Genomic DNA, 10,284 nt, shown 5'->3' with positions numbered 1-10,284 from the left:
CGTACGCACGGTGGTGTGAGAGGACGGCGGATGTGAATCCGCCTCCTACTCGATCGCGTAGAGACAGGTCAGTAGTGGGGCGGATCAACGTTTGGGGTGAGTGTCAGGCAAATGCGCTTGTGGTTGTCGAGGTCATAGATGACCCAGGACCGCTCCTCGGTCACCTCCTGGCTCAACGCCTGGACCAGACGGTTGTGAATTTCTTCTTCGGTACCGGACCCGGACAATGCCAGCGTCAGTGTTCGCTCCCACGCGTGGCTATCGCAGGGGGTGGCAGCCTGGCCGCGTTCGGCTTCTTGATGGGCCAACCAGCTCGAAGGCTTCCACAGTGATCGATAGTTGAAGTTCAGGGTGAGGAAAAACAGCACCGTCAGAAAGAACGGAAAGCCAACGAGGAACCAGGTGTAGATGTACTGGCTCTCGCTGCTGAGAAAAGGCAGCGAGGCCAACGCCGAGGCTTCGATGATGCCCGCAAAGATGGCGATGATCGTCAAGGGGCTTATTGATTCGGGTTTGTTCATGGGTGCGGTATCGGAGATAGCTTTGAGAGCTGTGTACGCTGTCGCCACCCTGATTGACACCTGACAGACTTCCCTTGGCTCATAAAGCGGATGAGCGGCGCCATCTGCTCGAAGCACCTGATCCGGCTCAAACGACATGAACTGCAGCGGGTTCCAGTACCGTACTGTTTGAATGTCGATCATATGTAGGAAATTTCCCTACTTCGCGTAGGCGTGATCTGCTGATGCCAATGGGGCCGGACAGGGACTGCTCGTGCGCGTAGTCTTGCTTGTTGTTGCGCTTCTCTAATACAACAACGAAAAGATGGATATTGCATGAACAAAGTGCTGATCGTGGATGATCACCCGGTCATTCGTCTGGCCGTACGGATGTTGATGGAGCGGCATGGTTACGATGTCGTCGCGGAAACCGACAACGGTGTCGATGCGCTCCAGCTCACCCGCGACATGCTTCCTGACATCGTCATACTGGACATCGGTATTCCCAAGCTCGATGGCCTGGAGGTCATTGCGCGGATGAAGGCACTGAGCCCCGAGAGCAAGGTGCTGGTGCTGACCTCGCAGTCGCCTGGGCATTTCTCGATGCGCTGCATGCAGGCTGGCGCTGCAGGTTATGTGTGCAAGCAACAGGAACTCACCGAACTGCTGAGTGCCATCAAGGCAGTGCTATCCGGTTACAGCTACTTTCCAAACCAGGCCATCCATACCACACGTAATCCAGGGGGCAGTACCGAATCTGAAATGGTTGAGCGGCTCTCGAGTCGTGAAATGATGGTACTTCAGCAACTTGCCAAAGGCCGCTCCAACAAGGAAATTGCTGACAGCATGTTCCTCAGCAATAAAACGGTCAGTACTTACAAAAGCCGTCTGTTGTTCAAGCTCAATGCTCGTTCACTGGTGGATCTGATCGAGCTAGCGCAGCGGCATAGTCTGATTTGACCGCTGCATGCTTGTCTGTCATACGAAGGCCTACAAGTCGAAATCGAAGTCCGCAAGTTGCCGCTGCAAACGCCGTTCTTCCAGCAGGTTGTCAATGGTCCGGCGCTTGCTCAGGTCGGCTCTCACGCGTTCGACGGGGGTGGGTGGTTCGTCGTCGCTCACGTCGTCGTCATCAAGCAACTCGTCTTCTTTATCACCGCTCATGGGTCACTCCGCGCCTAAGGGCCATTGGCCGTTCTTATAGCGAGAATGAGCAGTGGGGTAAAAAAGATTTTTTCAATCAGGAGCGCCCGCTCACTCTATTGCCTCAATCGTCCGTCGGCTTGTCCTTGTAATCGCAAAGGTCTTCGATGCGGCAGCTGCCGCAGCGTGGCTTGCGCGCCTGGCAGACGTAGCGACCATGCAGGATCAGCCAATGATGAGCATCGAGCAGATAGGCCTTGGGCACGAACTTGACCAATTGTCTCTCCACCTCAACGACGTTCTTGCCCGGCGCGATTCCCGTACGATTGCTCACGCGAAAAATATGCGTGTCGACGGCCATCACCGGCTGCCGGAATGCTGTGTTGAGCACGACATTGGCCGTTTTGCGACCCACCCCTGGTAGCGCCTCCAGTGCCTCGCGCGTGTCGGGTACCTGGCTGGCATGCCGCTCGATCAGCAGCCGGCAGGTCTCGATGACATTCTTGGCCTTGCTGTTGTACAGGCCGATGGTCTTGATGTAATCGCTCAAGCCTTCCACGCCCAGGGCAAGAATGGTTTCAGGGGTATTGGCGACGGGGTAGAGGCGGGCGGTGGCCTTGTTCACGCCCACGTCTGTCGATTGCGCCGACAAGATCACGGCAATGAGCAGTTCGAACGGCGAGGTATAGGCCAGTTCTGTTCTGGGGTCTGGGTTGTCTTCATGCAGCCTGCGAAAGATTTCCAGGCGTTTGGCAGCGTTCATGGTGGGGTTTCCATGACGACGTCTGGGTGACTGTGCCCTGGCTCGCCCAGGCGTCATCGTTGAGCAGAAGATGCACTGGCCAGGGTGCGAGCGCCGTGGCCAGTCATCGGGAGGAGATTACTTGATGCGCTGACCGGGCTTGGCACCGCTGTCGGGGCTGAGCAGGTAGATGTCTTCACCGCCTGGGCCGGCCGCCATGACCATGCCTTCGGAGACGCCGAAACGCATTTTCCGTGGCTTCAGGTTGGCCACCATCATCGTCAGGCGGCCTTCCAGCTTGGCGGGATCCGGGTAAGCGGATTTGATGCCAGAAAACACATTACGGCGCTCGTCGCCAATGTCCAGGGTCAGACGCAGCAGCTTGTCTGCGCCCTCTACGGCTTCTGCCTTGAGGATCAGCGCCACGCGCAGGTCCACGGCGTCGAAGGTATCGAATTCGATCTGCGCCGCCAGGGGGTCCTTGGTCAGCTCACCATTGCCGGTGGCCACTTCGCTTTGCGCGGCGGCCAGGTCTTCTTTGCTGGCGGCGATCATCGCCTCGACCTTGGCCGGTTCGATCCGGCTCATCAGTGGCTTGAACGGCTTGAGCGCATGGTTCTCGAGGCGCGAGCCCAGGTCGCTCCAGTTCAGCGGTTGCACATTGAGAAATGCCTCGGCGTCTGCGGCCAGCAGTGGCAGAACCGGCTTGAGGAAAATCACCAACTGGCGGAACAGGTTGATGCCCTGGGCGCAGATAGCCTGCACCTCGGCGCCCTGGCCTTCCTGCTTGGCCAATGACCAGGGTGCCTTGTCGGCGATCCAGGCATTGGCACGGTCGGCAAGGGCCATGATTTCGCGCATGGCACGGGCGAAGTCGCGATTTTCATAGGCCTCGGTGATCGACGGCGTCGCGCTGCGGAAGGCCTCGGTGAGTTCCGGCGCGGCGTCACCGCTGACCAGTACGCCGTCGTTGCCTTTGTGAATGAAGCCTGCACAGCGGCTGGCGATGTTGACGACCTTGCCCACCAGGTCGGAGTTGACCTTCTGGATGAAGTCTTCCAGGTTCAGGTCGAGGTCATCCACGCCACGACCGAGTTTGGCGGCGTAGTAATAACGCAGGTATTCAGGTGCCAGATGATCCAGGTAGGTACGGGCCTTGATGAAGGTGCCGCGCGACTTGGACATCTTGGCGCCGTTCACCGTGAGGTAGCCGTGCACGTTGACGGCGGTCGGTTTGCGCAGGCCGGCACCCTCGAGCATGGCGGGCCAGAACAGGGCGTGGAAGTTGACGATGTCCTTGCCGATGAAGTGATACAGCTCGGCCGTGGAGTTCGCGCTCCAGAACGCATCGAAGTCCAGTTCAGGGCGACGCGCGCACAGGTTCTTGAAACTGGCCATGTAGCCGATGGGCGCATCCAGCCAGACATAGAAGTACTTGCCGGGCTCGCCAGGGATCTCGAAGCCGAAATACGGCGCATCGCGGGAAATGTCCCACTCCTGCAGGCCGGCATCGAGCCACTCGGCGAGCTTGTTGGCCACCGCATCCTGCAAGGTGCCGCTGCGGGTCCATTGCTCGAGCATGGCCTGGAAGTCGGGCAGCTTGAAGAAAAAGTGCTGCGAGTCGCGCAGTTCTGGCGTAGCGCCGGAAATCGCCGACTTGGGGTCTTTCAATTCGGTGGGCGCATAGGTGGCGCCACACTTTTCGCAGTTATCGCCGTACTGATCTTGCGCTGCGCATTTGGGGCAGGTGCCCTTGATGAAACGATCGGCGAGGAACATGCCTTTTTCAGGGTCGAAGTACTGAGTGACCGAGCGCGTGGAGATATGACCGGCTTCTTTCAAGCGGGTGTACACCAGCGCCGACAGTTCGCGGTTTTCTTCGCAATGGGTGGAATGGAAGTTGTCGAAGTCCACCAGGAAGTCAGCGAAATCGCCGCTGTGTTCGGCCTGCACATTGGCAATCAGTTGTTCGGGCGTGATGCCTTCCTTTTCGGCACGCAACATGATGGCCGAACCATGGGCGTCGTCCGCGCAGACATAGATGCACTGGTTGCCACGCATTTTCTGGAAACGCACCCACATGTCCGTCTGGATGTACTCGAGCATATGACCAAGGTGAATGGAACCATTGGCATAGGGCAAGGCGCTGGTGACGAGAATCTGGCGTGGCTCGGACATGGTGGCTCGGCTACTTATCTGGCGTTTGAATGGCAAAATGTTGATCGGCCACTATAAAGCGCCGGGCAATATATTTCACCCCGCGTGCACATCTGCTGACGATTGACGGGTTAGCATAGCGCCCCTGATCCATTGACTGTCTTGCAGCGGGAGCCTCCATGAGTGCCGTCACACGTGCCGCAGTAGAAGATGTACTGCGCCAGTACACCGATCCCTACCTGAACCAGGATCCGCTCAGCGCCGGTTGCGTGCGCGCCATCGATATCCAGGGTGGCCGCGTCAGCGTGCAGTTGCAGCTTGGCTATGCCGCCGGCCTGTTCGTCAACGGCTGGGCGCAGGTGCTGACTACCGCACTGGAGAACCTCGACGGTGTCGAGCAGGCGCAAGTGAGCATCGAGTCGGTCATCACTGCCCACAAGGCCCAGGCCCAGGTGCCGGGGATGAACAACGTCAAGAACATCATTGCCGTGGCATCGGGCAAGGGCGGCGTCGGCAAGTCCACCACTGCTGCCAACCTGGCGCTGGCGCTCGCCCGCGAAGGTGCCCGGGTCGGCATTCTGGATGCCGACATCTATGGGCCGAGCCAGGGCATCATGTTCGGCATCGCTGAAGGCACGCGGCCTGAGGTGCGCGAGCAGAAATGGTTCGTGCCCATCAAGGCGCACGGGGTCGAGGTGATGTCGATGGCCTTCCTGACCGACGAAAACACCCCGATGGTCTGGCGCGGGCCCATGGTGTCCGGGGCGCTGCTGCAATTGGTCACCCAGACTGCCTGGGATGACCTTGATTACCTGGTCATCGACATGCCGCCTGGCACCGGGGACATCCAGCTGACCCTGGCGCAGAAGGTGCCGGTTGCCGGCGCGGTGATCGTGACCACGCCGCAGGACCTCGCCTTGCTCGATGCGAAAAAAGGCGTGGAGATGTTCCGCAAGGTCAGCATTCCGGTGCTCGGCGTCGTCGAGAACATGGCCGTGCACATCTGCTCGAACTGCGGCCACGCCGAGCACCTGTTCGGCGAAGGTGGCGGCGAGAAGCTGGCCACTCACTACAGGGTCGACCTGTTGGCATCGCTTCCGCTGTCGATGCTGATTCGTGAGCAGGCAGACAACGGCAAACCGACCGCGATCGCCGAGCCGGACAGCCAGATTGCGCACATGTACCAGGAATTGGCGCGGCAAGTGGGCGCGCGAATCGTTACGCAGGCTGCGGCAGCACCGAACATGCCTACCATCACGGTCAGCGAAGACTGACAGTGCTTCTCTGTGGCGATGGTGACTTGTTATCCATCGCCACAGCGGGTTACTGCACCCAGTGGCCATGATTCCCGCCCATAAAAAAACCCGCCGAAGCGGGTTTTTTCGAAGCGAGGAAGCTAAACCGAATTAAGCGGTTTGAACTTCTTCAGCCTGCATGCCTTTCTGGCCGCGGGTAGCGACGAAAGTAACAGCTTGGCCTTCTTTCAGGGATTTGAAGCCGTCGGACTGGATGGCTTTGAAGTGCACGAACAGGTCATCGCCCGATTGCGGGGTGATGAAGCCGTAGCCTTTCTCATCGTTGAACCACTTAACAGTACCGTTTTGACGGTTGGACATGTGTCTGTCTCCTTGGACAAAGTTGATTTCGGCACAGGAATTGCCCTGGCCGGACTGAGTGCAAAGAGTAGGAAAATTCAGCGATGGGCAGATGGAAATCGTGCATCTAACTAGAGTTCTCGGTGTCACGTGCAGCACAGTGAAGACACCATAACCCACTTTGTACGGCCTGCCAATGGTCTGAGTGCGCATTGTCGGGATTGATCGCGACCGACGGCTCAGGCCACATGTCCCGTGGGGCCGGGCGTGAAACTTTAACCCTGGCGCCGGGACCGGTAAGATGCGCACCTCGTTTTCTTTTCGCACCTTCAGGACACCCCGCCATGAGCATCAAATCGGACAAGTGGATTCGCCGCATGGCACAGGAACACGGCATGATCGAGCCGTTTGTCGAGCGCCAGATGCGCGGTGACGAAGGCAGCCGGGTCATTTCCTTCGGCGTTTCCAGCTATGGCTACGACGTGCGCTGTGCCGATGAATTCAAGGTCTTCACCAACATCAACTCTGCCACCGTCGACCCGAAGAACTTCGATGCTGGCAGTTTCGTCGATGTCAAAAGCGACGTGTGCATCATTCCACCCAACTCGTTCGCCCTGGCCCGCACGGTCGAGTACTTCCGCATTCCGCGCAATGTCCTGACCATCTGCCTGGGAAAGAGCACCTATGCGCGCTGCGGCATCATCGTCAACGTGACCCCGCTGGAACCGGAGTGGGAAGGCCACGTGACCCTCGAATTTTCCAATACCACCACGCTGCCGGCGAAGATCTATGCCAATGAAGGCGTAGCGCAAATGCTGTTCCTCGAATCAGACGAAGAATGCGAAGTGTCCTACAAGGATCGCGGCGGCAAATACCAGGGCCAGCGCGGCGTAACCCTGCCGCGCACCTGATCTGCGCACCTGCGGGGAATTGTTTCCGCGCAAGGCACTCCAATCAGTCAGTAACGCTGCTCGCGCATAATGCGCGGCGGCGCTCGACAGGAGAAGCCTATGAAACTCCATGCTGCTGTCAGTGCGAAGCTGGCGGGTCTACAGCCTAACCAGATTGGCGCGCCTGTGTGGTCACTGTTGGCCCATCCGCCAGTGCCGCCAATGCCGCATTACCTCGGTGGCGTGCCCGGTCAGCCGGATCCGGATCCGGCCCCCATCGAGCCCACGCCGCCAGGTGTGCCCACGAGTCCGGACGAGCCGCCTCCCACCCCGATGGCCTGATCAGCCGGCGACCTTCCAGACCCTGCCAGCGCCCGTCACGAACAGGCGGGCGCCTGCCTGTCTGTCGATGGTCCAGCCGCCGGTGAATTCGCCGAAGGCCGGCAACAGGCTGACCTTGGCATCCATCACGAAGCAGGGCAGGCGCAGCCGTTGCCGGCCCCTTCCGCGCAGTACATAGGCCGGATGCACGTGGCCGGCCAACACCGGGCGCTGCGCGTGCGGATCAGGTTCATGCTGCAGGGCGAAGGGGCCCAGCATCCAGGGCTCTTCCACCACCTCGATGTTCAGCGCGCGCGGCGGGTCGCCGGCGTGCTTGTCGTGGTTGCCGCGCACCAGAATCATGTCGATGTGCGCGTGCGTGTCTCGCCAGGTCTGCAGGCGCGCCAACGTGGCGGGCGCGCGGCCGGTGCGGGCGTGCAGGAAATCCCCCAGTACGATCAGCCGCTCGCACGCATAGTGCCTCAGCAAGGCATCGAGCCGAGCCAGCGTGGCCTGGGTGGTGCCACGCGGCACCGGCTGATGCAGCGCGCGGTAGCTGGCTGCCTTGCCAATGTGCACATCGGCGACCAACAGCGCTTTTTGCGCAGGCCAGTACACGGCTTTTTCAGGCAGCAGCCAGAGTGTTTCGCCACAGTGTTCGATGACCTGGTATTCGCCGACAGCCGTCAGCGGGTCTGCCAGGGGGGCAGCGTGCAACAGCTCATCCACGGTCGGCTACCTTCTCCAGATCAGCCACCATGCGCGCAATGCGGTCGGCGAGTTTTTCACTGCTCATCGTGTCGCGTAATCCTTCTACGAGTAGTGCGAAGGCCAATGGGCTTGGCCGTTTCAGTTCATGCAGGTCCAGGCGCAGGCCGCCTATGCGCTGCAGCTGGCCGTTCAGACGATCGATGTCGAGTTCCTCACGCAGCACCTCGTCACGGGCCTGGCCGAGCAACAGATTGTGCGCATCGTGCTTGCGAAACACTTCATAGAACAGTCCGCTGGAGGCCTGGATCTGCCGCATGCTTTTTTGCGCTGCTGGATAGCCGCCAAACACCAGCCCGGCGATCTGGGCGATTTCGCGAAAGCGCCGCAGGGCCATTTCGCCGGCATTCAGGCTGGCAGTGACATCGTCGAGCAGGTTCTCTGTGGATAGCGCCATGGGCAGGTAAGCTGCCCAATCGACCGTGCTCGGGCTGAGCAGCTCGAAACCGTAGTCGTTGACCGCGATGGAAATCGACAGTGGTTGTGCCTGGCTGACCCGCCAGGCGATCAGGTTCGCCAGGCCCAGGTTGGCCATGCGCCCGCCAAATGGGTAGAGGAACAGGTGCGAGCCTTGGCGGGTCGACAGCGTTTCAGCCAGCAGGGTCGCGACGGTAGGCAATGCTGACCAACTGGCCTGCAACATCAGCAGCGGCCTGACCGCACGCATCTCCGGGCCTTCGAAGCGCCCGTGTGCGGCGGCATCGAGTTGTTCCACCAGTGCCTGGGCCAACTCACTGGACAACGGCATGCGCCCGCCGCTCCAGCGTGCCACTGCGGCTTTGCGTGCCGTGCTGCGGCGCACGTAGGCGGTCATGTTCTCGACACGAACCAGCTCCAGCACGCGGCCGCCGAACACCAGGGCGTCGCCGGGTTTCAGGCGCGCGATGAACGATTCCTCGACACTCCCCAACTGCTTGCCGCCGCCGCCCTTGCTCCAGTATTTGAGCTGCAGGGTGGCGTCGCTGACGATGGTGCCGATGCCCATGCGATGGCGCCGCGCCAGCCGTTCGCTGACCACTCGCCAGCGCCCGTCCGGGTGCAGGTCCACGCGTTGGTAATCAGGGTAGGCCGTGAGCGAATCGCCGCCATGACGGACGAAGTTCAGCGCCCATTGCCATTGGCTGTCGCGCAGCTCGTGAAAGGCCCAGGTACTGCGGACTTCGGCGAGCAGCTCCTCGGCCACGAAACCACTGCCCAAGGCCATGCTCACCAGGTGCTGGACCAGCACATCCATGCACAACCGGGGTGACTGGCGCCCCTCTAGATGCCCTTGCGCCAAGGCTTGACGGACCGCCGCAGCCTCCACCAGCTCCAGGCTATGGGTGGGCACCAAGGTGATGCGCGAAGGGCGGCCAGGCGCATGACCGGAACGCCCGGCACGCTGCACCAGGCGCGCGATGCCCTTGGTCGAACCGATCTGCAACACCCGTTCCACGGGCAGGAAATCCACGCCAAGGTCGAGGCTGGAGGTGCAGATCACCGCTTTCAGCGAGCCTTCCTTGAGGCTGCGTTCGACCCAGTCGCGAGTGTCGCGTGCCAGCGAAGCGTGATGCAGCGCGATCAACCCTGCCCAGTCGGGTCGTGCATCGAGCACGGCCTGGTACCACAGCTCGGACTGCGCGCGGGTGTTGGTGAACACCAGGCAACTGCTGCTCGACTCGATCTGCTCGACGACCTGACGCAACAGCTTCAGGCCCATGTGCCCGGCCCATGGGAAGCGTTCGATATCGGGCGGCAGCAACGTATCGACGTCCAGTCGCTTGTCCTGCCGGCCTTCGACCAGCTCGCCGCCACCCGGCAACAGCACTTCGCGTGCATGGTCGAGGTTGCCCAGGGTCGCTGACAGCCCCCACACCACCAGCCCCGGTTGCCACCGGCGCAGCCGTGCCAGGGCCAGCTGCAACTGCACACCGCGCTTGTTGCCCAGCAGCTCGTGCCATTCGTCCACCACCACCATGCGCAGGCTGGCGAAATCCTGCTCGGCCTGGGCGCGGGTCAGCAGCAGGGTGAGGCTTTCGGGTGTGGTGATCAGTGCCGAGGGCAGGCGCCGGGCTTGCCGGGCGCGTTCGGCAGCGCGGGTGTCGCCGCTGCGCACACCGACCGTCCAGTTGACCTGCAGGTCGTCCAGCGGCGCTTGCAGCGCCTTGGCGGTGTCTGCCGCCAGCGCG

General features: G+C 61.0%; 11 protein-coding genes. 4 read left to right on the top strand and 7 right to left on the bottom strand.

Annotated features, from left to right (window positions below; all coding sequences use genetic code 11):
• Nucleotides 1-68 precede the first annotated feature (68 nt).
• Nucleotides 69-521, bottom strand: coding sequence for a hypothetical protein (locus tag RT028_RS18200; RefSeq protein ID WP_312936570.1), 453 nt, complete (start codon nt 519-521; stop codon nt 69-71).
• 315 nt (nt 522-836) lie between these two features.
• Here RT028_RS18200 and RT028_RS18195 point away from each other — a divergent pair, with 315 nt between their 5' ends.
• Nucleotides 837-1,460, top strand: a complete 624-nt coding sequence (locus RT028_RS18195) for a response regulator transcription factor (RefSeq protein ID WP_312936566.1) — start codon at nt 837-839, stop codon at nt 1,458-1,460.
• 30 nt (nt 1,461-1,490) lie between these two features.
• Here the strand turns inward: RT028_RS18195 and RT028_RS18190 are convergent, their stop codons facing one another.
• From RT028_RS18190 to metG, 3 genes are all read right to left on the bottom strand, one after another.
• The gene (locus RT028_RS18190) at nt 1,491-1,664 is read right to left on the bottom strand and encodes a PA3496 family putative envelope integrity protein (RefSeq protein WP_312936564.1); all 174 of its coding nucleotides are present in this window, start codon (nt 1,662-1,664) and stop codon (nt 1,491-1,493) included.
• A 103-nt stretch (nt 1,665-1,767) separates the two neighbouring features.
• Nucleotides 1,768-2,406: an endonuclease III gene (gene nth / locus RT028_RS18185; RefSeq protein ID WP_312936562.1), complete on the bottom strand. Its 639-nt coding sequence runs from the start codon at nt 2,404-2,406 to the stop codon at nt 1,768-1,770.
• A 117-nt stretch (nt 2,407-2,523) separates the two neighbouring features.
• Entirely contained in the window at nt 2,524-4,563 is a 2,040-nt protein-coding gene (metG, locus tag RT028_RS18180; RefSeq protein ID WP_312936560.1) for a methionine--tRNA ligase, read from the bottom strand.
• Nucleotides 4,564-4,721: 158 nt separating this feature from the next.
• On the opposite strand from metG, the gene apbC reads away from it, so the two are divergent.
• Nucleotides 4,722-5,816, top strand: a complete 1,095-nt coding sequence (gene apbC, locus RT028_RS18175; RefSeq protein WP_312936558.1) for an iron-sulfur cluster carrier protein ApbC — start codon at nt 4,722-4,724, stop codon at nt 5,814-5,816.
• 132 nt (nt 5,817-5,948) lie between these two features.
• Here the strand turns inward: apbC and RT028_RS18170 are convergent, their stop codons facing one another.
• On the bottom strand, nt 5,949-6,158 hold the full coding sequence (locus RT028_RS18170; protein WP_312936556.1) for a cold-shock protein: 210 nt from the start codon (nt 6,156-6,158) through the stop codon (nt 5,949-5,951).
• Between the two features lie 323 nt (nt 6,159-6,481).
• On the opposite strand from RT028_RS18170, the gene dcd reads away from it, so the two are divergent.
• Entirely contained in the window at nt 6,482-7,048 is a 567-nt protein-coding gene (gene dcd / locus RT028_RS18165) for a dCTP deaminase (protein ID WP_312936554.1), read from the top strand.
• Between the two features lie 99 nt (nt 7,049-7,147).
• Nucleotides 7,148-7,369: a hypothetical protein gene (locus RT028_RS18160; RefSeq protein ID WP_312936552.1), complete on the top strand. Its 222-nt coding sequence runs from the start codon at nt 7,148-7,150 to the stop codon at nt 7,367-7,369.
• Here RT028_RS18160 and pdeM read toward each other — a convergent pair whose 3' ends face one another.
• Both pdeM and RT028_RS18150 read right to left on the bottom strand, forming a co-directional pair.
• Entirely contained in the window at nt 7,370-8,068 is a 699-nt protein-coding gene (gene pdeM / locus RT028_RS18155; protein ID WP_312936568.1) for a ligase-associated DNA damage response endonuclease PdeM, read from the bottom strand.
• A 1-nt stretch (nt 8,069) separates the two neighbouring features.
• Nucleotides 8,070-10,284 (bottom strand): ligase-associated DNA damage response DEXH box helicase (locus RT028_RS18150; protein WP_312936550.1); only part of this gene is annotated, 2,215 nt, incomplete at its 5' end.

The organism is Pseudomonas sp. (assembly GCF_032058845.1).
In the GTDB taxonomy this organism is placed as follows: Bacteria; Pseudomonadota; Gammaproteobacteria; order Pseudomonadales; family Pseudomonadaceae; genus Aquipseudomonas.
This window is presented reverse-complemented; position numbering and strand designations above follow the sequence as displayed.

What these genes read in the sequence shown, in the direction of transcription:
- RT028_RS18195 (WP_312936566.1), top strand. Translation starts at nt 837, where the DNA reads ATGAACAAAGTGCTGATCGTGGATGATCACCCGGTCATTCGTCTGGCC.
- RT028_RS18190 (WP_312936564.1), bottom strand. Translation starts at nt 1,664, where the DNA reads ATGAGCGGTGATAAAGAAGACGAGTTGCTTGATGACGACGACGTGAGC.
- apbC (WP_312936558.1), top strand. Translation starts at nt 4,722, where the DNA reads ATGAGTGCCGTCACACGTGCCGCAGTAGAAGATGTACTGCGCCAGTAC.
- RT028_RS18160 (WP_312936552.1), top strand. Translation starts at nt 7,148, where the DNA reads ATGAAACTCCATGCTGCTGTCAGTGCGAAGCTGGCGGGTCTACAGCCT.
- RT028_RS18170 (WP_312936556.1), bottom strand. Translation starts at nt 6,158, where the DNA reads ATGTCCAACCGTCAAAACGGTACTGTTAAGTGGTTCAACGATGAGAAA.
- RT028_RS18200 (WP_312936570.1), bottom strand. Translation starts at nt 521, where the DNA reads ATGAACAAACCCGAATCAATAAGCCCCTTGACGATCATCGCCATCTTT.
- nth (WP_312936562.1), bottom strand. Translation starts at nt 2,406, where the DNA reads ATGAACGCTGCCAAACGCCTGGAAATCTTTCGCAGGCTGCATGAAGAC.
- metG (WP_312936560.1), bottom strand. Translation starts at nt 4,563, where the DNA reads ATGTCCGAGCCACGCCAGATTCTCGTCACCAGCGCCTTGCCCTATGCC.
- dcd (WP_312936554.1), top strand. Translation starts at nt 6,482, where the DNA reads ATGAGCATCAAATCGGACAAGTGGATTCGCCGCATGGCACAGGAACAC.